General features: G+C 42.3%; 32 protein-coding genes and 1 tRNA gene. 9 read left to right on the top strand and 24 right to left on the bottom strand.

The features are described 5' to 3' along the window. The first annotated feature begins 30 nt into the window (after nt 1–30). On the top strand, nt 31–369 hold the full coding sequence (locus PLF31_02560) for a DUF2103 domain-containing protein (GenBank protein ID HRH26327.1): 339 nt from the start codon (nt 31–33) through the stop codon (nt 367–369). 38 nt (nt 370–407) lie between these two features. Next, nucleotides 408–602, top strand: a complete 195-nt coding sequence (locus tag PLF31_02555) for a hypothetical protein (GenBank protein HRH26326.1) — start codon at nt 408–410, stop codon at nt 600–602. A gap of 678 nt (nt 603–1,280) precedes the next feature. Here the strand turns inward: PLF31_02555 and PLF31_02550 are convergent. The 11 genes from PLF31_02550 to PLF31_02500 form a co-directional block, all read right to left on the bottom strand. Next, nucleotides 1,281–1,511 carry an SWIB/MDM2 domain-containing protein gene (locus tag PLF31_02550; protein HRH26325.1) on the bottom strand — a complete coding sequence of 77 codons (231 nt, stop codon included), beginning with the start codon at nt 1,509–1,511 and terminating at the stop codon, nt 1,281–1,283. A gap of 97 nt (nt 1,512–1,608) precedes the next feature. Beyond that, nucleotides 1,609–2,355, bottom strand: coding sequence for an ABC transporter permease (locus tag PLF31_02545; protein HRH26324.1), 747 nt, complete (start codon nt 2,353–2,355; stop codon nt 1,609–1,611). Nucleotides 2,356–2,361: 6 nt separating this feature from the next. Then, on the bottom strand, nt 2,362–3,147 hold the full coding sequence (locus PLF31_02540) for an ATP-binding cassette domain-containing protein (protein HRH26323.1): 786 nt from the start codon (nt 3,145–3,147) through the stop codon (nt 2,362–2,364). Nucleotides 3,148–3,164: 17 nt separating this feature from the next. Next, complete coding sequence (locus tag PLF31_02535) at nt 3,165–3,602, bottom strand: pyridoxamine 5'-phosphate oxidase family protein (protein ID HRH26322.1); 438 nt, start codon at nt 3,600–3,602, stop codon at nt 3,165–3,167. A 37-nt stretch (nt 3,603–3,639) separates the two neighbouring features. Continuing rightward, the gene (locus PLF31_02530; protein ID HRH26321.1) at nt 3,640–4,236 is read right to left on the bottom strand and encodes a DNA-3-methyladenine glycosylase 2 family protein; all 597 of its coding nucleotides are present in this window, start codon (nt 4,234–4,236) and stop codon (nt 3,640–3,642) included. A 1-nt stretch (nt 4,237) separates the two neighbouring features. Next, on the bottom strand, nt 4,238–5,062 hold the full coding sequence (locus tag PLF31_02525) for a methylated-DNA--[protein]-cysteine S-methyltransferase (GenBank protein ID HRH26320.1): 825 nt from the start codon (nt 5,060–5,062) through the stop codon (nt 4,238–4,240). Nucleotides 5,063–5,108: 46 nt separating this feature from the next. Then, on the bottom strand, nt 5,109–5,666 hold the full coding sequence (locus tag PLF31_02520; protein ID HRH26319.1) for a SprT family zinc-dependent metalloprotease: 558 nt from the start codon (nt 5,664–5,666) through the stop codon (nt 5,109–5,111). After that, a complete protein-coding gene (locus PLF31_02515; protein ID HRH26318.1) occupies nt 5,667–6,341 on the bottom strand; it encodes an SDR family NAD(P)-dependent oxidoreductase in 675 nt (224 codons plus the stop codon). A gap of 5 nt (nt 6,342–6,346) precedes the next feature. Continuing rightward, nucleotides 6,347–7,243: a M14 family zinc carboxypeptidase gene (locus PLF31_02510; GenBank protein ID HRH26317.1), complete on the bottom strand. Its 897-nt coding sequence runs from the start codon at nt 7,241–7,243 to the stop codon at nt 6,347–6,349. Then, nucleotides 7,243–8,163 (bottom strand): M14 family metallopeptidase, encoded by a 921-nt coding sequence (locus PLF31_02505; GenBank protein ID HRH26316.1) that lies wholly within the window; start codon nt 8,161–8,163, stop codon nt 7,243–7,245. Before PLF31_02505 ends, PLF31_02510 begins: the two co-directional genes overlap by 1 nt. Before the next feature lie 50 nt (nt 8,164–8,213). Beyond that, the gene (locus PLF31_02500; GenBank protein HRH26315.1) at nt 8,214–8,783 is read right to left on the bottom strand and encodes a VOC family protein; all 570 of its coding nucleotides are present in this window, start codon (nt 8,781–8,783) and stop codon (nt 8,214–8,216) included. Between the two features lie 78 nt (nt 8,784–8,861). Between PLF31_02500 and PLF31_02495 the strand changes: the two genes are divergently transcribed. Further along, on the top strand, nt 8,862–9,320 hold the full coding sequence (locus tag PLF31_02495) for an NUDIX hydrolase (GenBank protein HRH26314.1): 459 nt from the start codon (nt 8,862–8,864) through the stop codon (nt 9,318–9,320). A gap of 41 nt (nt 9,321–9,361) precedes the next feature. Here the strand turns inward: PLF31_02495 and PLF31_02490 are convergent, their stop codons facing one another. From PLF31_02490 to PLF31_02480, 3 genes are all read right to left on the bottom strand, one after another. Then, nucleotides 9,362–9,745: a hypothetical protein gene (locus tag PLF31_02490; protein ID HRH26313.1), complete on the bottom strand. Its 384-nt coding sequence runs from the start codon at nt 9,743–9,745 to the stop codon at nt 9,362–9,364. 319 nt (nt 9,746–10,064) lie between these two features. Beyond that, nucleotides 10,065–10,349 (bottom strand): SemiSWEET family transporter, encoded by a 285-nt coding sequence (locus PLF31_02485; GenBank protein ID HRH26312.1) that lies wholly within the window; start codon nt 10,347–10,349, stop codon nt 10,065–10,067. 52 nt (nt 10,350–10,401) lie between these two features. Beyond that, nucleotides 10,402–10,472, bottom strand: a tRNA-Gln gene (locus PLF31_02480). Between the two features lie 183 nt (nt 10,473–10,655). Between PLF31_02480 and PLF31_02475 the strand changes: the two genes are divergently transcribed. Then, the gene (locus PLF31_02475) at nt 10,656–11,033 is read left to right on the top strand and encodes a hypothetical protein (GenBank protein ID HRH26311.1); all 378 of its coding nucleotides are present in this window, start codon (nt 10,656–10,658) and stop codon (nt 11,031–11,033) included. Between the two features lie 47 nt (nt 11,034–11,080). Here the strand turns inward: PLF31_02475 and dnaX are convergent, their stop codons facing one another. Beyond that, entirely contained in the window at nt 11,081–12,109 is a 1,029-nt protein-coding gene (dnaX, locus tag PLF31_02470; GenBank protein HRH26310.1) for a DNA polymerase III subunit gamma/tau, read from the bottom strand. A 36-nt stretch (nt 12,110–12,145) separates the two neighbouring features. Here dnaX and secG point away from each other — a divergent pair, with 36 nt between their 5' ends. The 5 genes from secG to PLF31_02445 all read left to right on the top strand — a co-directional run bounded on the left by secG (nt 12,146) and on the right by PLF31_02445 (nt 18,194). Next, nucleotides 12,146–12,373 (top strand): preprotein translocase subunit SecG, encoded by a 228-nt coding sequence (secG, locus tag PLF31_02465; protein ID HRH26309.1) that lies wholly within the window; start codon nt 12,146–12,148, stop codon nt 12,371–12,373. Between the two features lie 61 nt (nt 12,374–12,434). Continuing rightward, nucleotides 12,435–14,333, top strand: a complete 1,899-nt coding sequence (locus tag PLF31_02460) for an ABC transporter substrate-binding protein (GenBank protein ID HRH26308.1) — start codon at nt 12,435–12,437, stop codon at nt 14,331–14,333. A gap of 48 nt (nt 14,334–14,381) precedes the next feature. After that, nucleotides 14,382–16,550 carry a ribonuclease J gene (locus PLF31_02455; protein HRH26307.1) on the top strand — a complete coding sequence of 723 codons (2,169 nt, stop codon included), beginning with the start codon at nt 14,382–14,384 and terminating at the stop codon, nt 16,548–16,550. A gap of 57 nt (nt 16,551–16,607) precedes the next feature. Further along, the gene (locus tag PLF31_02450) at nt 16,608–16,940 is read left to right on the top strand and encodes a hypothetical protein (protein ID HRH26306.1); all 333 of its coding nucleotides are present in this window, start codon (nt 16,608–16,610) and stop codon (nt 16,938–16,940) included. Between the two features lie 87 nt (nt 16,941–17,027). After that, nucleotides 17,028–18,194, top strand: a complete 1,167-nt coding sequence (locus PLF31_02445) for an MFS transporter (GenBank protein HRH26305.1) — start codon at nt 17,028–17,030, stop codon at nt 18,192–18,194. On the opposite strand, the gene PLF31_02440 is transcribed toward PLF31_02445, so the two are convergent. From PLF31_02440 to serS, 9 genes are all read right to left on the bottom strand, one after another. Beyond that, complete coding sequence (locus PLF31_02440; GenBank protein ID HRH26304.1) at nt 18,191–19,033, bottom strand: class I SAM-dependent methyltransferase; 843 nt, start codon at nt 19,031–19,033, stop codon at nt 18,191–18,193. The two genes, PLF31_02445 and PLF31_02440, sit on opposite strands and share 4 nt — an antisense overlap. After that, nucleotides 18,960–19,364, bottom strand: coding sequence for a hypothetical protein (locus tag PLF31_02435; GenBank protein ID HRH26303.1), 405 nt, complete (start codon nt 19,362–19,364; stop codon nt 18,960–18,962). The genes PLF31_02440 and PLF31_02435 overlap by 74 nt, the downstream gene beginning before the upstream one ends. A 39-nt stretch (nt 19,365–19,403) precedes the next feature. Then, the gene (locus tag PLF31_02430; GenBank protein HRH26302.1) at nt 19,404–19,691 is read right to left on the bottom strand and encodes a hypothetical protein; all 288 of its coding nucleotides are present in this window, start codon (nt 19,689–19,691) and stop codon (nt 19,404–19,406) included. A 26-nt stretch (nt 19,692–19,717) separates the two neighbouring features. Then, the gene (locus PLF31_02425; protein HRH26301.1) at nt 19,718–20,404 is read right to left on the bottom strand and encodes an ABC transporter ATP-binding protein; all 687 of its coding nucleotides are present in this window, start codon (nt 20,402–20,404) and stop codon (nt 19,718–19,720) included. An 11-nt stretch (nt 20,405–20,415) separates the two neighbouring features. Beyond that, nucleotides 20,416–21,666 carry an FtsX-like permease family protein gene (locus PLF31_02420; GenBank protein HRH26300.1) on the bottom strand — a complete coding sequence of 417 codons (1,251 nt, stop codon included), beginning with the start codon at nt 21,664–21,666 and terminating at the stop codon, nt 20,416–20,418. Between the two features lie 8 nt (nt 21,667–21,674). Then, nucleotides 21,675–23,237, bottom strand: coding sequence for an efflux RND transporter periplasmic adaptor subunit (locus PLF31_02415; GenBank protein ID HRH26299.1), 1,563 nt, complete (start codon nt 23,235–23,237; stop codon nt 21,675–21,677). Between the two features lie 80 nt (nt 23,238–23,317). Next, complete coding sequence (locus PLF31_02410) at nt 23,318–24,262, bottom strand: tRNA-dihydrouridine synthase (protein ID HRH26298.1); 945 nt, start codon at nt 24,260–24,262, stop codon at nt 23,318–23,320. Nucleotides 24,263–24,312: 50 nt separating this feature from the next. After that, complete coding sequence (locus PLF31_02405) at nt 24,313–25,257, bottom strand: hypothetical protein (GenBank protein HRH26297.1); 945 nt, start codon at nt 25,255–25,257, stop codon at nt 24,313–24,315. A 2-nt stretch (nt 25,258–25,259) separates the two neighbouring features. Then, nucleotides 25,260–26,166: serine--tRNA ligase (serS, locus tag PLF31_02400; GenBank protein ID HRH26296.1), on the bottom strand; the 907-nt coding region annotated here is incomplete at its 5' end.

Below are 26,166 nucleotides of genomic sequence, written 5' to 3'. Positions count from 1 at the left end.
ACACGACCAATACCGTAACTATTAGCACCCGTGAAGCCTCGTGCCTACATTACAAATACACATTCATCGATGATTGATGTTGCCGAATCAATCATTTCCGATGCTGCACTAAAAGACCCACATGTGAGTCGGATTACTCTTGGATTAATCACTAAAATGAAGCAATCTGTCCAAGGACGCTTTAGAGTTAAATTTACTGACATTAGTGGAGGCTTACTGATGCGCGTACGAGGTAACCTATATATGCAGGATATTAGAATCTATACAGAAAGCACTGCTGACACAGTCAAAACCCTCATTATTTTCTCAAAGGATCAGGGCTATGAAACTAGCTATATTCAAAGTTCTGTAGTGTCTGTGGATATGTAGTATTGACATGTGAACTATCGTTCACATATACTATACACATGAATACTGAACAGAAGAATTTCATTGAATCTAGTCTCAAGAGTCTAGCTGAGCAGATGAATGTAAATGTCATCTGGTACAAAGACCAAAAAACGATTAAAGAACGCAAGACTGAACTATTGAGACAAGCACAACTTCTTAAGGGTAAGCGAATACATAAGTTCCTTCCAGTGAACTTATGTACAGCATCGTAATCTTGCCTTTACAACTCCCATAGCATATTGTTTTCATAGACAACTTCCTTAAACCCCTATAACAACGGAGGATACGTGTTAAAACCTGGTGACATCGTCACAGACGTAGCAGAGAATTCATGCTTGTACAACATGCAAGGTGAAGTGATAATGGTACAACTTAACTTTTGGGACCCGCCGACTGTACTCGTTCAGTTTCACAGCAGAACATTACCGGAATACTACATTTTCACGAGAAATCGAGATCGTGCGCATGAACCAACACCCCCCAATTTCTACATTGAAGAGTACGCGCCTGATGAGTTACGGTTAGATACTGACTGGAACCCGAGTGTTATTGCCAGACGAATCTTCGGCACTATGCACCATTCAGTGTATACAATCAAGATACCGTTTGATTCGACAAAGCTATGCATGGTTAAAGACTGCGTACATACACAAAAATACGTGGTTTGGGTTAACATTCATGGATCCGTGATGAACGTGTACGTATGTGAAGCTCACTTCACATACTACACAAAACGATCATGCATGGACTCATTTCCTCTAAGGAACAACAACGCACCAGTAAAAACTGGCTAGATAAAACAAATTTTAAGACACCATGAGTATGGTGTCTTTTCATATAAAAAATCACCCTGTTTTCAGGGTGATTTTTTATTCTTCTTGTGAAAAGATCTACGAAAGATGCTTTGAAACAAGCTTTGTCATTTCAAACATGCTCACTGTCTTCTTTCCTCCGAATACCTTCATAAGGTTTTCATCGGCGTTGATGTTTCGCTTGTTTGTTGGATCCTGAAGATTGTTCTTCTTGATATATGCCCAAATTTGCTTAGTAGCTTCGGAACGTGGCATTGGACCCTTTCCTACAACTGGAGCTAGCTCCGGGCTAACTGTCATAGGTTTCATGAATGCAGAATTTACTTTTGCTGTTGGCATTTTCTTGTTATTTGATTATAAGCCTTACAGGGGAAAGTATAGCAGGTATATAGACAAATTGCTCGTTCTATAGTTCAACTCGGGAAAACTGGTAGGCGCCCACTATACAGATGACAATGGTCACTGAAACAAGGACAGTGAGACTTAATACCGGTGAAAATACGTTTGTATTCCCCAAGGCATACCGTAACCCGTCCACCCCATATGAAAATGGGTTAACTTTTGTAACAACATCAAGCGCAGCTGGAAGGTCTTTGATTGGAAAGATTGCACCTGAGACGAAGAATAATGGCTGAATGATGAAGTTAAAGATCAAAGGGAAACTTTGCATGTCTTCAAGACGCGCTGCAATCGTAGCTCCAAGGGCTGACGACATAATTGCAACTAGTACCAAGAAGCCAAACGCTATCGGAAGCATATAGATGTTCTCAACTCGAAAACCTGCCAAAAACGAGATACAGAACACGAGCAAACCTTGAACAAGTGCAACCGTAGCACCACCAAGAGTTTTACCGATAAGGATTTCGAGGCGGGACACGGGCGCCACGAATGTTTCCTTGAGGAATCCGAATTGCTTGTCCCAGATGATTTCAAGTCCAGTAAAGATTGAGGTAAAGAGTACTGTCATCACAATAATTCCAGGAACGAGGAACTGAATGTAATCACCATCTCCCGCTCGTGAAAACACTGGATTAAGTCCAAAACCAATGACAAACAAGAACAAGATTGGTTGACCTAGGGCACCAACGATTGCTGCCTTCTTACGGATAAAGCGCTTTAACTGACGGATCCAAAGGATATAGATTGTATTCATGTGTAATTACCGCATTAGCTTATTAGAGATCCTCATCTGGTTGAGACCAACGTTTGCCTCTTCTTTTCTGATTTGCTTTCCCGTAAGCGTAATAAACGCGTCTTCAAGGTTTGAAGTACCAGCTTCTTTCTTAATATCCTCAATAGAACCACTAGCAATTACTTTTCCATGGTCAATAATTGCAAGACGAGATGCCATTCGCTCCACTTCTTCCATGTGGTGAGTTGTAAGGAAGATAGTTACATTTTCCTTTTTGTTTAACTCCTTAATATATGTCCAGATGTGGTTTCGTGTCTGTGGATCAAGACCGATTGTTGGTTCATCTAGAAATAACACTTTAGGGTGATGCAGTAGACCACGTGCAATCTCAAGACGTCGCTTCATGCCTCCAGAGAAGTTCTTTACGTATGAATCCTTTCGGTCGTAGAGCTCTACTAGATTTAATAGGTCCACAATACGCTGTGTGTACACTTTCTTTGGAAGACCATAGAGAATTGCATGGAACTGCATGTTTTCATACGCAGTAAGCTCATTATCGAGACTAGGGTCTTGAAACACAATTCCAAGTGAACGACGAGTTTCTCCTGGATTTTCAGTCACATTATGACCATTGAGGAAAATCTGCCCTTCAGTAGGACGAAGGAGGGTGGTCAGCATCTTTATTGTCGTAGACTTCCCCGCCCCGTTTGGACCGAGAAATGCAAACACCTCACCAGCTTCCACCTTAAATGAAACATTGTCTACCGCGGTGAATTTTCCGAACTTCTTTGTAATATTTTTAACTTCAATCATATATTTAAATTACCTACTTATTCTGACACCAACACAAGTCTTTCTTTTTTTCGTGACCCATCAGTATACCTCCACCACGTTGGAGTGAACTTCAATAACAGCGATTGCGGTGAATTCACTCTCGGTTCCTTCTCTGGGAATTTACCAAGATATACGGTCGTAAACTTTTCCATATCATCTTGAGGAACGACCACAACAGTTCCGTCCAATTGGAGTGTCTTCATGTCTTCTTCATTTGTTCCAAGTACAAAGGTTGCTCGAGTTACTTGCTTTCCTTCCAATGCTTTAGCTTTTAGTGTAGTTACTGCGGTTGCAAAGAAAAATGCACCCGTATCATCAGTATGCGCAAAATGCACCGTTGCACCGTGCGGAGAACCATCTGGCATTTCAACCGCCAATACTCCAACTCGCTGTGCTAAAAGATACGAACTGACCTCTGGATCAAATGTACGCATGTATTTTGGGTTAATGTTTTATCTTACCAAAGCACAACTAATCAACAAGCCTCCATAAATACCAAGACGCAAACGAAGCGTATTTCCTCCAAGAGAGCGCTAATTTTTCCATTTCTTTTGCTGTTGGCAATGTTTTTAAGCCATAGGCTTTCTGAAATCCTTTTCTAATAGCCAAATCTCCAACCGGAAGCACGTCCGGTCGATGTAGCGTAAATATTAAAAGCATATGAACAGTCCATTCACCAATACCGTGAACTTTTGTTAAGTGAACAATGATTTCTTCATTAGTCATTTTTTTAAACGAACGATGTGGCACTGTTCCGTCAATAAATTTTTGAGCAAGATCACGAACATATGCAACTTTGCCTCGAGAAATTCCTGCCCCTCTCATGTTTTCATCGGAAAGTAACAGAACTTTTTGTGGTGTTATTTTCCTACGAGGAAATAATGCTGCAAACCTACCACGTATTGTAGCTGCAGCTTTCCCTGATAATTGCTGATAGATAATAGAACGTATTAATGCCTCAAAGATAGTAGTGCGACCATGATACTTTGTGAAGTCAGGAGCACCGTAAATTTTCACTAATGGTCCAAATACCTTATCTTTTAAAATTTCAGATGGAATATTTTTCATGCTATTTTCTAGTTTTGTGTGCCTCGTGAATTGTCATTGCAGCTTTTCGTGTTGCACCCCACCTATATTCTCCAATGTTTCCAACTGACTTAATGACTCTATGACACGGTATTAGATACGCTACCGGGTTTGCGCCAATAGCGCTTCCCACTGCACGAAACGCACCACTTCCTAAGGTACTAGCAAGAGAGGCGTACGAGGTAAGTTGTCCCTCAGGGATTTTTAATAGTGCTTCCCAGGCCTTTATTTGAAATGGCGTTCCTTTGAGGTGCAGAACAATTCTCTTTCTTTTTTTACCAGCAAAAAAATTATGAACCCCAGCATGTGCACGAGAATTGTTTTTAATTATTCGAGCTTGTGGCCAGTGAGACTGTAATTCTTTCACTGCTTCAATCTTCTTTGCGTCAAAAAACAATATATTGCAAATTCCCTTTTCAGTTGAAGCTACGAGATAATTTCCAAATGCTGAAGTTCCAAAACCATACTCAATAGTGATTCCAACACCGCCATTTTTATACTCACCAGGTGTCATTCCTTCAATACGTATAAATAAGTCGTGTAATCGTCCAGTGCCAGATAGCCCTGCTTTGTAACTTGCGCCGGTTGTTGTACCTCCTTTTTCTCGCAACACCTCCTTTGCATGCTCGATACTTATATATTGCAAGAACTTCTTAGGACTAATGCCTGCCCAAGCAGTAAACAAGCGCTGTAGATGAAACGGACTCATTCCCACATGTTTAGCCACAGCCTCAAGGCTAGGTTGCTCTTTTGTGTGTTCACGGATGAACTGTAAAGCTTTGGCGATGTGCTTATACTCCGTATGCATCCAGGTATCATAGGGTAAAGCACGGGACTTGGAAACCCGATTCTTGCTACACACACCGTTTAAGCAGTGTCCGCTTCTCTTTATAGTCAGGAATAGTCTTTGCAACCAAATCCCAGAATTTACTTGAGTGGTTAAACTCACCTAAGTGACACAATTCATGGACAACTAGATAGTCCACTAGCGGTTCGGGTAAGAAAGCAATTTTATAATTGAAATTGAGTGAACCACGTCTTGAGCAACTACCCCAGCGTGTTTTTTGATTTCTAATAGAAATTGACTTAACGAGATACCGATAGAAAGTATTAAACTCTTGTACTTTATTTTGTGCAGTTTTAAGTGCAATTGTTTTATATTTTTTATATTCAGTTTTACTGTCTTCAATACGAGACACTCGTGGAAGAGTACTGAGACGATTAATTACTCTGCGTATCCACGTAGACTTCCTGTGTAATAGGTTTTCAATCACATCAATTGAGGTCTTTTTGGGAACCGTCACCACTAACACTCCACCGGGAAATACTGTTACACTCATTCGCTTTGCTCGACGACTAACCTTAATAGAATAAGAAATATTGGTACCTGCTATTACAATGCTGGATTGCATTTACCAGGGTAACTTTTCACCTTTAAACCAAAAATTTCCTGTTTCAGGAGCATTAATAGAAGTTTGGTAAATTCCTTCTGCTGCTTCTTCTGGAGCCATCTCTGCTCCAACACCACCAATATCAGTTTTCACCCACCCCGGATGGATTGCACTTACTGTAACATTCTCCTCTTTTAGACGTAACGCTAATGTCCGCACATACATATTGAGTGCCGCTTTAGAGATTTTGTATGCGGGATAATGGAATGGAAAATGACTAATTGCTTTACCTGCTCGCTCAAGCGAGCCTGCGCTTGAAGAAATTACAACAACGTGACCTCCACTTTGAACATGAGGAAGAATTTGCTCAGTAAATGTTGTCGTGCCGATAACATTAATCTCCAATGTTTTTCTAAGTAACTCTGGAACTAGCGCAACCTCACTTTCATCAAGGAGTACTCCAGCGTTATTAATGACAATATCAATGTGGGGATGTTTGTTGGTAATTTCAGTTACACAAGCGCTAATACTCTCATACGAACCAAGGTCTAGTGTGTACACATCAAGATGTTCATGAGAGTAATCAGGCATTGACGAAAGCGTTGTTCCTACCACCCGAAATCCATCCTCAAGGAACTTTAATGCAAGTGCTTTTCCTATTCCCTTTCCGATACCAGTAATGACAACTGTTTTCATATATGTTACTTACTAAAATACTTTAGTACCGCTTTAACACCAGCAAGATTTTTATCCCACTCAATAGTTTCGTGGGTTTTAAGCTCTACTGTAATAGCAGGAATTCCAATTGAAGCGAGCCATCCTTCAGCATCTCCTGTAACTGGATATGCATCAAACGAGCTCACTGCACTATATCCGGCAGCGCTCGCATATGCATTCATAACATCAATAGTTACAGGCAGAATTCCTTCAGTACACTCCGACGCATATACCGAATTTGCCTGACTGTGCCAAAAGACAACTGCCGACGGTCGATACTTTAATACAAACCCTTGAAGTGCTTTTGCCTCGGGCTCAGAAAACGGTGCGGTTCCAGCACTGACTGTTTTTGAACGCCACGTGCTTGTTGGTTGCCATTTACAATCGAAGTTCCTGTTTAAATCCACATCATTCGCATTAAAGCGGCCGGCGCCAGCTGGTAGCATGCTTTGTGTAGCTGCAGAGATGTCTGCAAGTGTAAATCTCCCTTCTTTTCCAACTACTGTAAATACGCCGTCTGGATTAATCGAAGGGATGACTGAAATTGAAATTCCTTCAGGAATGAGGTTTGGATTTTCTGTAACGTAATCCATAAACTCATATGCCAAAAGCACACTATTCCACTCATATCCTCCGTGCATTCCACCTGCAAACAACAATCGCTTTGCTCCAGTTCCGAATGTGTACGCCTCAATTTCTCGTCCTTCAACTGAAGTGCCAATTACTTCTCGAACTGGTTCTGATGATGTCGCTTGTTCGACTGGGGCAACATCAGGTTCTTTAACTTGCTCGTTCTTCCCAACAAGGAATAGAATTAGTCCAACAATACCAAGCACAAAAACTGCTACACCAATGAACTTCTGTAGCGGAGACCTACGCATTATTGGTTATAAGATCTAAGGATTGCTTCAATACCAGCCCTGTTCTTGTTCCACTCAACATCTTCGTGATTTGTAAGAAGGACGCTGATTGCTGGAATATTGTTCTTTGCAAACCAGTTCACCATGTCTCCAGTGATCTCATAGAAATTGAAATCTTTGTGAGCTGAGTATCCTGAGGCCTTTGCATATGTATTCATAAGAGAAAGTGTTCCCTCTGAAACAACACCATGACAATTTGATGCATACACTCCACCAGCTGCGCTATACCAAACAACCACCGCTTCTGGCTTGTTTGCTTCAACATACGCCTTAATTGCCTGACTTTCTGGTTCTGAGAATGCTGCCGTTCCACCACTTACTGTCTTGTTCTGCCACATTGCGCTTGCCTTCCAATCACAGTCAAAGTTTCGGTTAAGGTCAACGTTGTTTGCATTAAAGCGACCAGAGACCACAACAGTGTTTGAAGTTGAAACATCATCGCTATCAAATTTCTCAGTTGTGCCTACTACCTTGTTCAAACCATCTGGATTCATTACGGGAATAACTGTCACCTTAACGTTTTCAGGAACAACAGATGGATTTGAGTTTAGAAAATCAACAAGTTCATATCCAACGAGTGCAGTGTTCCATTCATATCCTCCATGAATACCTCCAATGAACAACACGTCTGTATTACCAGTTCCGTAGGAGTATGCAACAATATCTCGTCCTTCGACTGACTTACCAATAACTCTCTTTCCAGTATCTTCAGTTGTTTGAGTTGAAGTAGCAGTTGGCTCTGTTGTTGTAGAAACACCTACTGGAGTATTGTTTTCCCCTGTATTAGGAATCGCTTCCTTATCAGAAAAATTCTTAACTAACAGAAACGCCACGACAGCTAAAACAGCAATTGCGACAACAATACCAATAATTTTTTTCATCCACTCATTTTACCACGTAGCAATCAGGCAAGATACAAGCCTTTGTTGTGCTATTTATAGGTATTTTTTGCAGTAGAGAAGAAATCATAGGAAGCACGTGATATATCTTCCATAAATTTTGTCACTTTCTGTCTCTCCTCAGCAGTCACGTCACCACCCTTTGTTTGAACCATCACGGATATAAGATACGGTTTATCAGGAATATAGACAATACCTGAATCAGAAAAAACCCCAATTTGTAAATGTTCACCATATTTATCTTTAACCCATCCATACCGCTCGCTAAATGGATATTTGTCTAGTGGCATAAGTGCAGTTCCACCTTCAATTAATTTATTCCACAACTCATCAACTTCTTCTTTGATTTTACAATTAACCATAAAAGAAATTGCTGGGGTGAATTTAAAAACTGGACCAGCGTTAAGTCCAATAAATGTAAGTCCTTCAATTTCAAACTCAATCGTCATTACAGTTCCGGCTTTCATGTTGTGCACTTCAAAACCAGCTTCTCCATATCGTGTTGAAGATTTAATTTTTCCTCCATTAAAAATGGACATATACAATGTCGCAGCTTCTTCTGCTTCTGTATCAAACCATAGGTGAGGGATAATTTTTTGCATAGAATTAATTTTATAAATATCTACCCATTGTACCTAGTACATTTAAAGTGCCAAGCGCTGTGATATATTCAACTGTCAATGAAAGTACAAAGAATTCCTTTTGAAGAATTTAAAGCAATTTACAGCCGAGTTCCACGACTCTGCGTAGAAATCGTGTATGTGCATAAAAAATCTATACTCCTTATCCGCCGAACAATTCATCCGGGTATGGGACTCTGGCACACTCCAGGAGGAACTGTGCTTAAGGGTGAAGATCTGAAACAAGCAGTGAAGCGAGTTGCAAAAGAAGAATTAGGTATCGTCCCCAAGATTGAAAAATTTCTTGGCATCATCGAGTACAAATCATACCTAAACCACTACAGCCAAGACATCAGTCTCGCATTCTTAGTTTCATCAAAAAAGACTTCCAACTTCAATTTAGACGGACACGCTGATAAATATGAATTCTTTAAGGGGCTTCCAAAAAATACAATTAAAGAACAAAAAGAATTCTACTCAAGGCATTTTAAGTTACCTAAGTCTAAAAAGAACAAATAAAAAAAGCGCTCTGCAGCGCTTTTTTTATTTGTGTGTACTAGCTACACAAGATACGCAAACCAAGAAAGGTATCCACCGAGCACAAGCATTACTACACCAACTGTTGATAGGAGCTTTGCATTGAGAAATGCATCTCCACTTTTGTCAGCAAATCGCGGTGCAACGATAAATACTGCTCCTTTGAGTAACACTCCCCAACCAAGAAGACTGATTATGAACTGTGGAAGTGTATCCCACACGTTATGTGCTGATATTTGTAAGATTCCAATTACAACCCCAACAATTCCATAAAGAAGTACTGCGAGTGTTTCTTTTTCCAACTCCCGATATGCTTTTACATAATAATTTCGGCTGATGAAAATACCCAAGCCCATCGCAAATATAACCGGACCCCATAACCCCGCTAAAAACAGTGTTGTATCCATATGTATATATTAATAATGAAGAACACTTTAATCGTAGCACCACAACAGAATGTGTAATAAAAAAATAAGCACAGTCCTATACAAAACCATGCTTAACTGACGCAACCAATAAGGAACCAGACTCGCGTTTTTCGGTAAGTTTCTTTTGAAACCATTCCCGAAAATCTAAAAGATCGAGCACTGGGAAGAGAACTGTAAGGACAGCGTCTCGAATCACCTCTACTGGCCGTGGTATGGAAAACCACGGACAACGGAATGTTGTCTTGATCCCGTCTTTCCAAAATATATATACCTCACGCGAAACACATGAGTTTTAACCTCATTTACCTTCCCGATACCACCACATCTGGAACAAAAGGGTGTAACAAAGAAGTCCACCAGCCCCTTGAGCTATAACTAAAAACCAATCACCCTTAAGAAATCCGTGTAGCATCCAAAGGGTATAGCTAATGGAGCAGCTGATTACAAGAGATCGAGCCAGTCCTTGGCAATTTTTCATCTTGTAGTTCTTTCGAATTTGCATCGGGAACCCTACAAGTGCAATGAACAGTGACGCAATAAGAGCAGCTGAACCGATAATTTGTTGAACGAGGGCGTATGACATAGTCCCTCCTTTCCAGAGTTAAAATACAACTTATGTTCTACATTGTTAGTTGCTGCCGATCAGGGACTCGAACCCCAATTAACCGCTCCAGAGGCGGTCGTCCTACCATTAGACGAATCGGCAATATACTGCCTCACTAAGATACCTAAAAAATGCCCTTTTGGCAATGTTTTCTCCGAAAAAACTTGCTTTTTATTTTAACCGTGTTATAATATAGAAGTAAGTTCGTTAACACCCGATTGTGCATGGTGGGAACGGTTCCCACCATGCACACTATTTTTTCTCAAAACAACATGCTCATAATGCATGGAGGTATTCGAAATGGAAAGCGGTACGACGAAGGCACGAGTACGGATTGACATGTGCGAATGCGGTGCACACGGGAACCTCTTCCTTAACGACGCCAGATGCACAACAATCATCAGTAAACGGCAAGTATCACTACTTGTTCAATCTCTTGTCGAGGATAAAATCCTAGACGAGGCGGATATGCGAGCAGTGCTTCTTCCAGCGCTCACATCTAACATGATGAAGGCGTCGAAAGCAGACTACCCCGAACTCGACATGAAACTCCTCCTCGATGGAAAAGTTCTGCCGGATGTCGGATGTTTCATTCCGACAGAATTCGCGATCCCCCTCCACGACCTTGAAGGTCTTGACAATGAAATTGAAAAAGCCGCTTAACAGACGGCACAACCAAACGACCCAGAACCTAAGTTCTGGGCGTTTTTTTATTTCCCTTTCTCTGAAAGCGTAATCAACCGTGCTTCAAGAAGTACATACGGCATTGGAGAACGACGGACTTCTCCGTGGAGCGAAATTAAAGATTCCAAGAGTGCTGAATTAACATGCTTTCCTTTTACAAACGAGTTTACCAGTGACTGAGTATGCTCTGATTCTTTTGATAATTCTTCCCCAGCACCTGCCCCACCGAACCGTGTATATATAACAGAACGAACAGTAGAGACGAGTAGCTGCATAAATACTTGAGGATTTGCGCCATCAGCTTCAAGTGCACGAACCGCTTTAAGCGCTCGCTCCGGATCAGCATGATCAAGCGCAGCCAAGACATCAGAGACATATTCTCCTTTTGGTGCACCAGTCATTTGTTCAACATGCGCACGCTCAATCTTTCCATGTGGATACGAACGAAGTATCTGCTCCAAAAGTGACAGACCGTCCCGGAACGATCCATCAGCCATAATTGCCATAAGTGTTAACGCTTCGGCTTCTGCTTCGCGACTCTCTCCTTTAATTGCACGTGAGAGTGCTGTTTCAATGGCAGTATTTCGTGGTTTATCAAGCAAAAACACCGCGCAACGAGAAAGGACAGTATCAGGAAGTTTTTCTGGGTCAGTTGTTGCAAGAATAAATAGTGCATGTGGAGGTGGCTCTTCTAAGGTCTTTAATAGTGCATTAAAAGCAGCTCTCGAGAGCATGTGGGCTTCGTCTAATATATAGACTTTAAATTGAGAGCTGAATGGAAGTACTGAGGCACTATCAATAATTTCACGAACATCATCGACTCCAGTGTGCGATGCCGCGTCCATTTCAATGATATCTGCGTCAGACGAGCCAAGTGCCTTGGCAAAAATACGAGCAAGTGAAGTCTTACCTGTTCCACGACCTCCCGAAAGTACATAGGCATGTGACGGGCGACCCGAAGAAACGGCTTGTTCTAGGGCTTTTATAACGTGACTTTGGCCAATAACTTCAGAAAATGCTTGTGGACGATACTTTTGATAGAGCGCGTGTGCCATTTGCAAACTATACCAGAAATGCTAGTATGGTTACCAATGCAAACAGTCGCTACGGTACTTCCGTACGCCCAGATAGGCCTATCGATATTCTTAATCGTGCTTGTACTCATGCAACGATCGGATGCCGACTTAGGTAGCGCTTTCGGCGCTGATGGCGGAGGAACACGATTCACACGACGTGGTCTTGAAAAGGGCCTCTTTAACGCTACTATCCTTGTAGCTGCCGTGTTCGCCGTACTAAGCGTGCTCTCTATTATCGTATAAAGTAGCCTTGCTACATATATACGGTATAGTTATATAGCTCGCGTGCGTCTGTTGCTTACATATGAAATCATTTATAGCCAAGACGGCATCGGTCATTTCTAGTTTTTCTCTGACCGCAAAGATTGTATTTGGGTTACTAACTATCCTTGCAGTAACTTCGGCCTTTTCTGCAATCGCAGCAATAGACAAAAAGGTCAGTATTGTTGTACCTGGATACGGCGGTGACGTTGTAGAAGGAGTAATCGGTGCGCCTAAAATCATCAACCCGGTTCTTGAAATCACTGGTACTACACGAGATATCGTGGGACTCGTATTTGCAGGACTAGTTGAAAAGGGCGACGCTGGAGGGTACCGACCAATTCTGGCTGAATCAATTGAACTTGCACCCGCTGCTTCTCCAAACTTTCCTGTTGGAGATGTGACCGCAGCGCAGCAAATTCCTATACAACAGAGATCTCAAACATACGTATTCAAACTTCGACACAACGCAACATTCCACGATGGAAAGCCGGTAACACCTGAAGATGTTGCTTTTACAATCGACATCATTAAAAATCCTGCTATTCGTAGCCCCCTCGCTGCACAATTTGCAGGGGTTACATATGAAATTGTTGATGACAGAACAATTACAGTTACATACCCACCATCACTTGATCCATTGGAACTTGCAACAGTTGGTGTACTACCTAAACACATCTATGCAGAAATTCCAGTAGCAGACTTTGGTCTTGCGGAATATCACACTAATCCAATTGGTGCTGGTGCATTTCATATTTCATCAATAAACCGAGACTCTCAAGGTATTCCGGTATCACTGCAACTGCGACGTTTTAGTGAATTTGCACCAGGAAAAGCATACATCCGTTCATTTACACTTAATTTTTATAAAAACGAACAATCACTCGTTAATGCATACAATAACGGTGACATTAATAGCGTAGGCGGACTCTCACCACAAAGTGCATCTGAGCTCCTTGAAGACGAGGAATCAACTGCCAAGCGGTCAATGTATACACTTCCACGTGTGTTTGCCCTTTTCTTTAACCAATCACGTAACCGCGCACTTGCAGATATTGCAGTTCGTGAAGCGTTAAGTATCGCTGCACCACGTGAGCAAATTGTTTCTGATGTCCTTGCAGGCTTCGGTACCGCAGCTGCTTCTCCACTTCCTGGTGAGTTAAAAGTGATGGCGGACACCAGCGCTCAGGAAGCACTCCTTGCTGCTGCATCAACTTCAACATCCACACTTGCTCTTGCATCTTCCCTTCGTTCTATTGATTCAGATACCACAGAATCACTTGATGCACCATACGCATCAACAACAGCTGAAATTGCAGAGTTCATGCTCGACAAAGCGGGATATGTTATGCGTGAGAGCGGTGTCCGCTCAAAGAAAGTTGGCTCAGACGAAATTCCATTAACACTCACAATTACTACTGCAAGCACACCCGATCTTGAGGCTGCTGCATCACTCCTTAAAGAAGCATGGGAAAGCATTGGTGTACAAGTATCACTACGGATGTTTGAACCGGGTGATCTAAACCAAAACGTCATTCGAAAGCGTGATTATGATTCCCTTCTCTTTGGACAAGTTATCGCAAAGGACTCTGACCTCTATGCGTTTTGGCATTCAACACGACGATCAGATCCAGGACTTAACGTTGCAATGTATTCAAATGCGAAAGTTGATCGTGCCCTTGATGAACTATCTGCTTCTTCAACACTCTCAATTGCAGCACGAAGTGAGCGATTACTCGCCATTGAAACACAGATCATGGATGACATGCCGGCAGTTTTCCTGTATAGTCCATCATATATATACATCTCGCCTATCCAGTACACGGAGGCGTTCCCAGCTCGTATCGAAGCTCCCGCAGAGCGCTTGAGTCACGTATATCGGGGATACCTCAAAACTGAAAGAATTTGGCCGGTGTTTAAGAATATTTTAGACATATTATAGAAATATAAAAAGGTTTGTAATTATTAACATACATAGAACAAGTACAGAATGAACACAGATTCGAATACTCCCCCACAAATGGGCGGAACTCCTGAGCGCAGACGCAGGCCATACCACTCTGGTGGATTTGGAAGACCAACAAATAGGCCAATGCGCCCACACTCACCTCGCCCCATGGGAAGCGAGCGTCTTGAGTCGCGCCCCGATGCTCCTCCACCACCACTTCGACCAGATCGTGCACACCTAGAGACATCACGACCACGTCCTGAAGGAGGAATGCGTCCACGTTTTAATAATCGACCGACTGGAAACCGCAGCGGCTTTAGTCGTCCATCTGGTAGTTTTGGAAGTGCTCCCCGAGGAAACTTTGGAAGAACAGCTGGTCCACGAACTGGCGCTCCCGCTGGTGCACGTAACGGTCGACGAGGTCCACGAAACAATAACCGACGCATTGAGCGTCCTCCTATTCCAGCAGCTGCTTTTGAAGCACGTCCTGAAGACCCAGCACTTCGCAAAGATGTAATGATTATTCCTCCACCTGGAGAAAATATCCGCATCATCCCACTTGGAGGTGTCGAAGAAATTGGACGAAACATGACCTTGATTGAATACAAGGACGACATCATTATTATTGATGCTGGTTTCCAATTCCAAGACGACGATACTCCTGGTATTGATTACATCCTTCCAAACACACGATACCTCGAAGAGCGTCAGGACAAGATCCGTGGAATGATCATCACCCACGGTCACCTCGACCATATCGGAGGGCTTCCATATATCATGCCTCGTATTGGTAACCCGCCAATTTACACACGAAACTTGACTGCTATCATGGTCAAGAAACGTCAGGAAGAATTTCCTCAGACAAAACCATTGGCTATTAATATCATTGAAAAAGATACAAAGATCCAACTTGGAAAACTTACCGTTCGATTCTTTGGTGTAACCCACACTATTCCTGACTCAATGGGTGTCATTATTGATACACCAATCGGTTCTATCGTTAACCCTGGAGACTTTAAACTTGAACATGTTGACGGAAAAGCAGTTGAAAGTGAGGAGAAAGAATACTCGGTATTTGAAAAAGAAAAGACACTCTTCCTTATGGCTGACTCTACAAACGTAGAGAACCCCGGATTTTCAACACCTGAAACATTGGTGCACGAAGGCTTGGAAGAAATCATCAAGAAAGTAACTGGTCGATTGATCATCGGAACATTCGCATCCCAACTCCGACGTATCATCAAGATCATTGAGATTGCTGAGAAATATGGCAAGAAAATTGTCATCGAAGGACGCAGTATGAAAGTGAACATTGAGATCGCCATCTTGGCTGAGATGCTAAAAACGCAAAAAGGCACCATCATCCAAGCAACTGAGATGGATCGATATCCAACAGATAAGATCATCATTCTTTCAACTGGAGCCCAGGGAGAAGAGTTTGCAGCGCTCATGCGTATCGCGACAAAGAATCATAAAGTGATTCACATCACTCCTCGTGACACAATTGTCCTCTCTTCTTCAATTATTCCTGGAAATGAAAAGTCAGTAGAGAAGTTGAAGGACAACATTGCTCGCGCCGGTGCACGTATCGTCCATTACAGAACATCTGAGGTGTACATTCACTCAACAGGACACGGAAATCGTGGTGAACTCGAGTGGCTACACCGAAAGATCAAGCCTAAGTTCTTCATGCCTGTGCACGGTAACCATTACCGACTACGCCTCCACGCTGAATTAGCTGAATCAACTGGTATTCCAGCGAAGAACATTGTTGTACCTGACACTGGTTCAATCATTGAAATTTCACCTGATGGTGAGACGGTGACAAAGATTAAGGCACGTGCTCCATGGCAAGCAATGACTGTTGACGGCTTCTCTATCGGAGACATGCAAGAGGTGGTTCTTAAGGATCGTCTCGCACTCGCACAAGATGGAATGTTCGTTATTGTCGCAAGCATCAACGCTGCAACCGGAAAACTCAAGAAAAGTCCTGATATTATCTCTCGTGGATTTATCTACCTCCGAGAAGCGCAAGATCTACTCCAGCAGACTCGATATATCATTAAGAAGACGATCGAAGACGAAGCTGTTGGTATGAACCCAATCAACTTCGATGCACTCAAGGAGCGTGTGACTGAAAACATCACAAACTTCCTATTCGCACAGACTGCTAAGCGTCCAATCATCATCCCTGTTATCTTAGGTGTTTAGTTGACTTATATCACTTTTGTGATATAATATATAACAGTACTTCTTTTAGGAGATCCTATGCATCAGTACTCTCGTCTTGCAGAAACACCTCTGCTCGCAATGTTCTCACTTACGGCTGCTGTATTCTGTATCGGCTTCGCGTGTGGCTGGATGATTTCCGCAGTCAGGAGCAAGAACAAGGATGTTTTACAGGGTTTGATGTTGGCGTGCTTCTTTGTGGTAGCACTTCCGTTTGCATACAGACTGTATGCAACTGGATATGAAACCGGCATTCACAATGGAAAAGTAATAGGGCGTGACGAAGTTCGAAATGCTCGAGAACTTCAACCCTCGACACAACCAACAGCTTCTCCGTACCCTGATCCATTTGGCGACGCACCTGAATCGTGACACCCGCTTCATAGTCCCCATTGCAGGCACTTGATTATGCTCATAGAGGTAATCAGGTGTTTTTTCTTTTACTGATATAATTTGCACATGCTTCGTTCGTTCATGCACCCGTTTGCACGGGATTTAAATAGAATTTATACAGCAACACTCTTTTTTGCTGTTCATTACGTTTTAACAATTTACATAAACTCCAGTTTCCTTTCAGGAATTGTCGGTGAAGACAAAGTGGGATTTTTATATGCCGGAGGATCATTCTTAGGAATCGTGATTCTCGCTATTCTTCCATCTATTTTACAAAGAATCGGTAACCGAGCAGGGATGGCGGTTGCAATCATGATTGAAATGGCAAGTCTCGCCGTCATGGCAGCTTCCCCACACCCTATGGTTGTAATGGCAGCATTCATCCTCCATCACGCCATTATCCCTGTCATGTATTTTCACTTCAGTATTTTCATCCAGCACTATTCGAAACACAGTCAGACGGGATCAGCGCGTGGAATGTTTTTAACGATCGTTAACTCCATGTTTGTGGCCATTCCACTTCTTTCAGGACTACTACTCTCAGCTACCGATTTCGTATCAGTATATGCACTTTCTGCCCTTATGACCCTTCCAATGCTCGCCGGAATTCTCTCAGTACAACACTTTAAGGATTCTCATTATGGTAACCATAGTATTTTAAGTGGGGTCAGAATTGCAATAAAGAACAAGAGTATTGGGATGATTGTCATGTGCAACTTCATCCTGCAGATGTTCTTCGCAGCGATGGTTATTTACATGCCTATATATCTTCGAGATATTGGTTTTGGTTGGGGAGAAATCGGTGTGATGTTTACCATCATGCTTCTGCCATTTATGTTGTTTGAGTATCCACTCGGAAAAATTTCAGATAAATACTTAGGTGAAAAAGAAATCCTTATCCTGGGATTTGTTATCATTGCACTTTCAACAGGCTTAATTCCCTTCATGCATACACTTTCAATCGTTGCGTGGACAACGCTTCTCTTTATCACTCGCGTCGGAGCAAGTTCTGTAGAAATTATGGCCGAGAGTTACTTCTTTAAAATGATACGGAACGGCCAGGCACAACTTGTTAGCCTGTGGATGAGTATCGCGAGTCTTTCATACATCCTCGTTCCACTCGGAATTAGTGCTTCACTCGCATTCATATCCCTCTCGCACGTATTCTTTGCCGTAGCATGCATCGCAGCACTTGGAGTAGTATTTGCGTACAATATAAAAGACACGCTTTAGCTCAATCTTTTTGCTTCTAAGCAAAGGAAGAGTGGTATTTCCTTTCTCATTCTGTCTTCTTCAACTTGTCGAGGTCCTGCTCCGCTTTTCTTATGTGAGATCCATTCCTCAAGTCGTGTCACTGCAAACCCCGCTGCGTGTAACTGTTTAAAATACCACTGTAGTGGTCGATGAAATGATGCGGTCAATGAATCTTGTTTTCCTCCTGGATTCATGACAATACCTGCTTCTGATTCAGACATGTATGCATCAATCTTTCTATATTGCTTTCTCGCAACCTCATCCCATCCCCATCCAGTTTGTTTTGGGATTCTAAATGCAGGGTGGTTAAGAACAAGCAAAGCACTTCCGCCAATTTTTATAATTCGCTTCCATTCCATAATTGCCGCACGTGCTTCGCGAATATTCTGGAGTGCCAAAATACACATAACCGCGTCAGCTGAGTTATTAGAAACAGGAAGTGCGTCAGCCGTACCAACTTTAAATTCTCCCTTTCCACTTTCGTTTGCCTTGGATATAAAGGACTCACCTGGATCAATACCAATGACACGTGCACCTGATTTTGCAAGTTCTTGTGAAAAGAGTCCCGTACCACAGCCAACATCTACAATGGTGTTTCCGGGCTTTGCTGTATCAGCGAGCATTCGAACTACATTCGGTAAAAGTACTGCTTGTTGGTATGACGCTGGATCTCCTACAACATCCTCATACCAAGAAGAGACGCCACCCCATGACGTCTCTTTTGGTGCTTTTGATCTACCCAGACTACTTTGCGGTCTTTTTCTTGGCTGCCGGCTTGGCTGTTGTTGATCGTGGTGATGTGTGTTTCTTAATGTCATTTCTGATGTTCTTCCAGTGAGCCTTAAGATCCTTTGCGATCTGTCCAATCTCTTGGACGCTTACATTACCTTTGTTTTGGTATGTTGTCACGACTGTATCAACAAGCTTCTTATATTCATCTTCGCTGACGTTTTTAAGCTGCTCCATGCGATCAATCACTTCGCTCTTTGCCTTATACACCCAACTCTTCATATGCGCTCGATTCTGCTTTGCTTTTTTTGAACCAAACATAAAATATGCTCCTGCTGCTCCTGCTGCAATTGCTCCAATGGCTAGTCCCGCCTCAACGAGACTCTTACTGTCGTTATTTGTATTTTTCTTAGTGCTCATGAAAATCTGAATTTAAAATTAGTAAGTATACACTTTCAATTATTCCTTTGATCGCTTGGTGCGTGCCTTACGAGTATGTGAGCCAAGTATTTTTGCGAAAAAAGAAACAACCGACGTAACTGGTGAACTCTCCTTAATATTATTGCGCAATTCTCTAACATCGTCCACAATCGCTTCGCTTTCCTCTTTTACCTTATGCGAAATATGAGAAACATCTCTAAATATTTTGATGCCGTATACCAATAACACAATGACAAGCAACGTTATGATAATGACTGCTACCCCGGTAATACCAAGGAAAATATTTGTCTGAAGAACTTCGTTCATATAGATACTATATCGTAACTATAGTTTTATCGCGAGATGTCGCTCGTGATCAGACCATCAGAAAGTGTAACAATTCTTTTTGCGAGTTTACTATATTCCTCTTCGTGGGTAACCATGATGATGGTTTGTCCAGCGCGTTCGTTAAGGTCTCTAAAAATATCAATAATTAGTCGTGATGATTCACTATCAAGGTTTGCAGTTGGCTCGTCAGCGAAGATAATCTTCGGACCGTGTGCAATGGCACGTGCAATAGAAACACGCTGCTGTTGGCCTCCTGAGAGCTGTGAGGGCAAGTTGTACAACTTATCTCCCAAACCTACCTTTGTAAGCGCGTCTTCTGCAATTTTTGAAGCACGAGCTTTTGGTGAACCTTGCATAAGGAGTGGAATCATTACGTTTTCAATTGCAGTAAGTTCTGGCATGAGCGCATAGTCCTGGAACACATATCCAAGTTCCATCAAACGAAATGTTGTTCGTTCGTCCTGGGACATTTTTTCTGTGTTCTTTCCATCAAGCACAATCGCGCCACCAGTTGGATGGTCGAGCAAACTCATCTGATACAGAAGTGTACTTTTACCAGCTCCTGATCGTCCCATGATTGCCACGAATTCTCCTTGTTTCACTTCAAAATCAATACCCTTAAGCACGTGGGTTTCAATATTCCCGCTTGAGTATGTCTTTGTCAGGTTTTTGATACTAATGATATTTTGCATAGACATAAATATTATCGGCCAAGGATTGAATCGAGCGTATTTCTTCGGACAATCATTCGCGCAGGAATGTATCCAGCGATGATTGTGCAGACAATCAGAATTCCAGCACGGACAAGTGTACCAACCCAAGTAACTGCAAGAATTCCATCACTGAATGGGAAATCAATTGGGTGCGCATAGAAGAGAGGTCGGAGGACAAAGAATGTAAGTACAAGTCCAATTACTGACCCAACGATTGCATAAAATGCAGATTGGAAAATATATGAAATTTCAATCGCCTTTCCAGACACTCCGATACCTTTAAGAATACCGATATACTTTCGGCGTGTGATGATGTTCACAAAGATAACAATGAAGATGGTGATAGAGGCAACCACAAGACCAATAAGACCCATAGCATTACCGAGGAGGCCGAATGTATCTTTGATTTGATCGAGAAACACAGGAATAGATTCCTTTTGTGTCTGGACCGTAGCGTACTCACCGAATCCTCGAGCAAGAAGTGCGTCGCGAATTGATTCTTGTGTTACCCCAGGCTCAGCGATGATAGAAATTTCGTTTGCATCATACGCATTTCTTCCAGCGATCTGTCGAAGTTGCGCCTCGTCCATGAAAATTCGTGAGCTGATTTCATCCACCTTTGTCTTTACGATACCCTTGATTTCCACTTCGCGAATGGTGTCTCCAATTGTTACGCGGACCTTGTCTCCAGGGCCAATATCTCCTTTAAGCGGACGAAAGACAGGGGAGTCAATTTGGATGTATCGATAGAGCAAGTTTGCTCCGATCATCACCTTGTCGAAATCACCTGGCTGTAGGTACTCTCCTTCTACAACGAAATCAGCGAGTCCGAAGATTTCATTTTCTTTAACAGGATTAATACCAGAAAATAGTGCACCCGTGCTCATGTCGAGGTCACCTTCCTTTTTGATGTTTTCTTTATAATCTGCTTGAACACTTCCACCTTCTGTATATCGGACTACATAGTCCTTAATACCAGGCATAGATTCAATAGCAGCGATAATCTCAGATGTACGTTGGATATACGGCTTACTGATCAATTTTGAGACGATAACATCTCCTGTGTAGCGGTCTTTGTATTGCTCTTCTGAGCCTTGAATAAGTCCAACAAGGATACCGTTAATGACAACAAGGTTGAGGAAGGTAAGGACCATCACAAAAGAAATCAGGATGTTAGTCCAAATGTTTGCCCGCCTTAGTTGGCGAATCGCAAGGAAAAGTCCTACCTTAAATGATGTCATCTGTCCTATTAGTTTTTAATAGCAACCTGGTCTTCCACTTCAAGACCTGAAACAACTTCAATTCCTCCTTCTGCTGACATTCCAACAGTTACTTCAGTTTCAACTGGCTTTTCTGAACCATTTATTTTTAATACGTAAAACTTACCGTCAATATTTGAGACAGCATTCTTTGGGAGAATTTTTGCATTTGAGCGAACTTCAGTGACGATTGATACGTTTGCTGTCATTCCAACCTTTACACGTTCATCTGGATTAACGAACTGGAGTGTTGTTTGGTATGACTGCACACCATCAACTTCTTTTCCTGAGAGGTCAACTGATGTTACAACTGCGTCATATGTGACTCCGCTTCCAAAGGCATCGAGTGTCACTCGTGCGCTGTCTCCAACTGAAACACGAGCAACGGTCACTTCAGGGAGGTTTGCTTCAATTTCAAGAGATCCTTCTGAGATCAAGGATACGAGTGGGTCGCCTGAAAGTGCGCTTGCACCAACTTCAGCATCGATTCGAGTGATGATTCCAGCAAATGGAGCAACAATGACTGTGTCTTGTAGTTCAGCACGTGAAGCTAGAAGGTCTGCGCGCATTTGTGCAACAACTGCTTCTTGAATTCGAATCTCTGATGCGCTTCCACCAGTTTGTTTAATTTCAAGCTCACTTTGTGCGATCAACACATCATTTTTTGAATCTTGTAGACGCTGTCGTCCAGCGATGAGATTTTGTCTTCCTACAGAAACAGATGTTCGTGCAGCTGAGATATCTTCTTTCCACGAGTTAATTTCATCTTGAGTGTATGAATCGTCAGGACGAATATCGTTAATTGCTGAAGCAAAATCTGTAAGGTATGTGCTGATGTCGGTAAGTACCGAAAGTCCCCTTTCAACATTTGCAGAAATTACAGCATCACTAGCATCGTCCCCTGCGGCTTCAATTGCATCTTCAAAGCGATCTAGTGTGTATTTCAATTGACGACGACCATTTTCAAGTTTTGTCTCGTCACCTGCATCACGAATTGGGAGTGTAAAGTTTGGTGAGACTTCTCCACCTGAGTTAAATTGGTCAATAGTATTTCGGATTGCATCGTTTGAACGAACGTACGCATCACTAACCTGCTCGGATAGATCTCGAAGAGCTGAGCGGACTTCTGTTGCCGCAAGGTCCAGTTTTTGTGTTGCAATCTGGATTTCTTCAGGTCGTGCGCTTTCACGAAGTGACTCCAGCTTTGCAATTTCACGATCAAGATTTGCTCGTGCACGGTCAACAGACGCTGAAAGGTTTCCAGCTGACGTTGAAAGGATAAGTTCACCAGTAGTGACCCGATCACCAACGTTCTTTGCGACTGAGGTGATTCGTCCACCACGCTCAAGGGACAGATCAACGTTTTGTGCAGCACGAACTTTTCCGTTTACCTTTGCAATCTCTTCAAGTATGCCTTCTTTTACAGTCACAACTTCGTAACTTCCGTTACCATTTGATGAACCGTACGCAATACCACCAAACACTGCGATGAGAATCGCAAGTGGGATGTAATATGCTGGGCGCTTAAGACGTGCAAATAACGATGTAAACATGGAATAAGTTTTTAATTAATGGGACTTTATTTTAATATAAAATATCAATATAGTCAACTATTAGTGACTTTGTGCCTAGGCTAACGAGGGTCGGCAGTACCATCTATCATAGCAGAGAGTAGCGAGGTCACTTCCTGTGGATTACTTGCATTCATGAGGGCCTCCCGGATCTCCTTTGCTCCATCAAACCCTTCTACATACGCCTTAAAATGTTTTTTCATAATCGCAAAAGACTTTGTACCACCCAATATCTCATCAAATAGCTGCACATGCTCTCGTAGGGCTTCTAGCTGTTCTTTAAGTGGAATAGCTGACTTTGGGTGAGTTTCATTAAATAACCACGGGTTACCAAATATTGCTCGTCCGAGCATAATCCCGTCGGCTCCAGTCCGCTCTGCTTTTTCTCGTGCATCAGCAATATCTGTAACATCCCCGTTACCTAATATGAGTGCTGAGGAACCAAGGTGGTCTCGAATTTGAACTGCCTGTCGAACTAAGTCCCAGTTTGCGGGCACTTTGGACATTTCTTTGCGAGTACGCGCATGAATTGTGACAGCTGCAGGAGATTCTTTGAGAATTTCTGGTAACCACTCATCAAGTGTCACGCTATTATATCCAACACGTGTCTTAACAGAAACAGGAATCTCTACACCGTCACCTCTCGCACCTTCCTTTGCAGCTTTAATAACCTCTCGTGCAAGTTCTGGAGTTTTGATAAGTGCAGCTCCTGCTCCTTGTTTTTCAATTGACCGATCGGGACAACCCATATTGATATCGATTCCATCAAAACCTAGTTCCCTAACGAGCTTTGCGGCTTCTCTCATATATTCAGGATGTGCGGAAAACAATTGAGCGACTATTGGACGCTCTTCGTTTACATAAATCAAATCTTTCATCAGTTTCGCTTTTCCTTCTGGAGTTGCACGCACCAACCCATCAGCGGAAACAAACTCTGTCCACATCACGTCTGGTTTGCCGCGAGCGGCAATGACACGTCGAAATGCAGCATCTGTTACGTCTGCCATTGGGGCCAATACAAAAAATGGCCGCTTAAGTTGTTTCCAAAATCCTATGCTCATTGAACAGTTATTTCTTCTTCTGTGTTACTTACTGAATTCTTTTTCTTATAATAGACCGCATTACCAAACCTTAAATCAATATATTCATAATCAGAAAGTACAAATCCTACTTTTCGTATTTGCGCTTTAAATAACTGAAAGTACTTTATTGTTTCCGCATATCCCTCTTTGTTTGAGAGCATAAACATCACTCGTTGACCTGAAACACTGACAAGTTCACCTTCAATCTGCCCTATACTTGATTTGCCGTCAACAATAAGCGTTTCAGCATCGAATTGTTCCCGTTTCATTTCTCCAGCAAATGCCAGCGTATCTGTAAACACCTGAGGATCAAGATATGGCTCACCTGGGTCAGGTGCTCCATCTCCACCATCTTTTCTAAGTAACCGAACGGGGGCTTCATCGTTAACCACAAGATCAGCGACTTCTGTTTTCATTGAAGGTGCAACCGCAGCCTGACTACCAAGAACGACTCCTTCTGTATCAACTGATACACACCAACCCGAACCACACCATGAGCCATATGGTTTTCTAACAACCGGCTTGATGATTAGTTCTCGATTTTTAGAATCAACTTCCAGATCTTTTAATCGTGGATCAGTATTTTCAAGTGCTTGTTGCCAATTTGACGCACGGTTAAAGAAAATACTTGAGGCTGGCAAGAAAAATGCTCGAGGCTTTGTCATTGCCTCATTGACCATTGCAAGCAACTTGAATTCGATATCTTGAGTTACTGATTTTGAAACTGTATTTTCTTGAGCGCCAAAATCTACACGAACATTTGAGATATTGAATATTGGAATAAAAAAAACACTAATTGCACTTGATACTGCAACAACAGTAAGACCAAAGAGTACGATTCGAACCCATGTAGTATGTTTACGCTTTTTCTCCTGAAAGCGTCGTGAGACGAGCACTGATTGCTTTCTCCTATCATGCATAGTTACTTCGCTCCACCAATTATGTCTTTTCCAAGATATTTTTGAAGTATAGGAGGAATCTTAATTGATCCGTCTTCTTGTTGGTTGTTTTCAATGAGTGCAATAAGAGGTCTTCCTGAAAGTGCTGTGCTGTTTAATGAGTGCGCAAATTGCATTTTTCCAGCTTCATCTCGATAGCGAGTATTTGTTCGTCGAGTCTGGAAATCATGAAAATATGAGGCAGAGTTTGTTTCGCGGTATGTGTTTTCAGACGGCATCCACGCTTCAATGTCATACTTCTTAACTTGCCCAAGTCCCAAGTCACCTCCACAGTTTGCAACTACATGATATGGGATTTCTAGAAGTTGCATTAATTCTTCAGCGTCCTTGGTAAGTTCTTCATGGTGAATGACAGACTGTTCATGACTCGCCTCACAAAGCACGACAAGTTCCCACTTAAAGAATTCATGTACTCGAATCAGTCCCTTTGTATCCTTTCCGTGACTTCCTGCTTCTCGTCGATAACACGGAGAAAATGCCAAAATTTTAATTGGTAGTTGTGATTTATCAATCACTTCGTCCATGTAATATCCCATGGTTGCAACTTCTCCAGTTCCAGCGAGATAGTCTCCGTCTTGTGTTTTATATAAATCTTCTTCTCCTTGTGGAAGATATCCTGTACCGAGTAGTGTCTCACGCTTCACAAGTGATGGCACCATCATTGGTGAGTATCCTTTTTTGGTAAAGTGTTCCAAGACAACCTGCCAAAGCGCGAATGAAAGCTCTACCGCTTCTTTCTTTAAAAAGTACCCGCGGAAACCAGCAACCTTTGTGCCGCGTTCAAAATCAACCATGTCTTGTTGAAGCATCAAATCTGCGTGACTTTTTGGTTCAAAAGAAAACTGTGGAATAGTTCCCCATTTTCTAACT

The organism is Candidatus Paceibacterota bacterium (assembly GCA_035438625.1).
Lineage (GTDB): Bacteria > Patescibacteriota > Minisyncoccia > Phycocordibacterales > DAORIS01 > DAORIS01.
The sequence above is the reverse complement of the archived record's forward strand: the minus strand, read 5'-3'. Positions and strand labels throughout refer to the sequence as shown.

Excerpts from the sequence above, each read along its gene's own strand:
- PLF31_02520 (HRH26319.1), bottom strand. The coding sequence starts at position 5,666 with ATGCAATCCAGCATTGTAATAGCAGGTACCAATATTTCTTATTCTATT.
- PLF31_02455 (HRH26307.1), top strand. The coding sequence starts at position 14,382 with ATGAACACAGATTCGAATACTCCCCCACAAATGGGCGGAACTCCTGAG.
- PLF31_02450 (HRH26306.1), top strand. The coding sequence starts at position 16,608 with ATGCATCAGTACTCTCGTCTTGCAGAAACACCTCTGCTCGCAATGTTC.
- PLF31_02430 (HRH26302.1), bottom strand. The coding sequence starts at position 19,691 with ATGAACGAAGTTCTTCAGACAAATATTTTCCTTGGTATTACCGGGGTA.
- PLF31_02405 (HRH26297.1), bottom strand. The coding sequence starts at position 25,257 with ATGCATGATAGGAGAAAGCAATCAGTGCTCGTCTCACGACGCTTTCAG.
- PLF31_02530 (HRH26321.1), bottom strand. The coding sequence starts at position 4,236 with ATGAAAAATATTCCATCTGAAATTTTAAAAGATAAGGTATTTGGACCA.
- PLF31_02445 (HRH26305.1), top strand. The coding sequence starts at position 17,028 with ATGCTTCGTTCGTTCATGCACCCGTTTGCACGGGATTTAAATAGAATT.
- PLF31_02555 (HRH26326.1), top strand. The coding sequence starts at position 408 with ATGAATACTGAACAGAAGAATTTCATTGAATCTAGTCTCAAGAGTCTA.
- PLF31_02545 (HRH26324.1), bottom strand. The coding sequence starts at position 2,355 with ATGAATACAATCTATATCCTTTGGATCCGTCAGTTAAAGCGCTTTATC.
- PLF31_02535 (HRH26322.1), bottom strand. The coding sequence starts at position 3,602 with ATGCGTACATTTGATCCAGAGGTCAGTTCGTATCTTTTAGCACAGCGA.
- PLF31_02500 (HRH26315.1), bottom strand. The coding sequence starts at position 8,783 with ATGCAAAAAATTATCCCTCACCTATGGTTTGATACAGAAGCAGAAGAA.
- PLF31_02540 (HRH26323.1), bottom strand. The coding sequence starts at position 3,147 with ATGATTGAAGTTAAAAATATTACAAAGAAGTTCGGAAAATTCACCGCG.
- PLF31_02475 (HRH26311.1), top strand. The coding sequence starts at position 10,656 with ATGGAGGTATTCGAAATGGAAAGCGGTACGACGAAGGCACGAGTACGG.
- PLF31_02440 (HRH26304.1), bottom strand. The coding sequence starts at position 19,033 with ATGACATTAAGAAACACACATCACCACGATCAACAACAGCCAAGCCGG.
- PLF31_02515 (HRH26318.1), bottom strand. The coding sequence starts at position 6,341 with ATGAAAACAGTTGTCATTACTGGTATCGGAAAGGGAATAGGAAAAGCA.
- PLF31_02485 (HRH26312.1), bottom strand. The coding sequence starts at position 10,349 with ATGTCATACGCCCTCGTTCAACAAATTATCGGTTCAGCTGCTCTTATT.
- PLF31_02550 (HRH26325.1), bottom strand. The coding sequence starts at position 1,511 with ATGAAACCTATGACAGTTAGCCCGGAGCTAGCTCCAGTTGTAGGAAAG.
- PLF31_02410 (HRH26298.1), bottom strand. The coding sequence starts at position 24,262 with ATGGCAGACGTAACAGATGCTGCATTTCGACGTGTCATTGCCGCTCGC.
- dnaX (HRH26310.1), bottom strand. The coding sequence starts at position 12,109 with ATGGCACACGCGCTCTATCAAAAGTATCGTCCACAAGCATTTTCTGAA.
- PLF31_02425 (HRH26301.1), bottom strand. The coding sequence starts at position 20,404 with ATGCAAAATATCATTAGTATCAAAAACCTGACAAAGACATACTCAAGC.
- PLF31_02435 (HRH26303.1), bottom strand. The coding sequence starts at position 19,364 with ATGAGCACTAAGAAAAATACAAATAACGACAGTAAGAGTCTCGTTGAG.
- PLF31_02415 (HRH26299.1), bottom strand. The coding sequence starts at position 23,237 with ATGTTTACATCGTTATTTGCACGTCTTAAGCGCCCAGCATATTACATC.
- PLF31_02495 (HRH26314.1), top strand. The coding sequence starts at position 8,862 with ATGAAAGTACAAAGAATTCCTTTTGAAGAATTTAAAGCAATTTACAGC.
- PLF31_02510 (HRH26317.1), bottom strand. The coding sequence starts at position 7,243 with ATGCGTAGGTCTCCGCTACAGAAGTTCATTGGTGTAGCAGTTTTTGTG.
- PLF31_02420 (HRH26300.1), bottom strand. The coding sequence starts at position 21,666 with ATGACATCATTTAAGGTAGGACTTTTCCTTGCGATTCGCCAACTAAGG.
- PLF31_02460 (HRH26308.1), top strand. The coding sequence starts at position 12,435 with ATGAAATCATTTATAGCCAAGACGGCATCGGTCATTTCTAGTTTTTCT.
- PLF31_02505 (HRH26316.1), bottom strand. The coding sequence starts at position 8,163 with ATGAAAAAAATTATTGGTATTGTTGTCGCAATTGCTGTTTTAGCTGTC.
- secG (HRH26309.1), top strand. The coding sequence starts at position 12,146 with ATGCAAACAGTCGCTACGGTACTTCCGTACGCCCAGATAGGCCTATCG.
- PLF31_02490 (HRH26313.1), bottom strand. The coding sequence starts at position 9,745 with ATGGATACAACACTGTTTTTAGCGGGGTTATGGGGTCCGGTTATATTT.
- PLF31_02525 (HRH26320.1), bottom strand. The coding sequence starts at position 5,062 with ATGCATACGGAGTATAAGCACATCGCCAAAGCTTTACAGTTCATCCGT.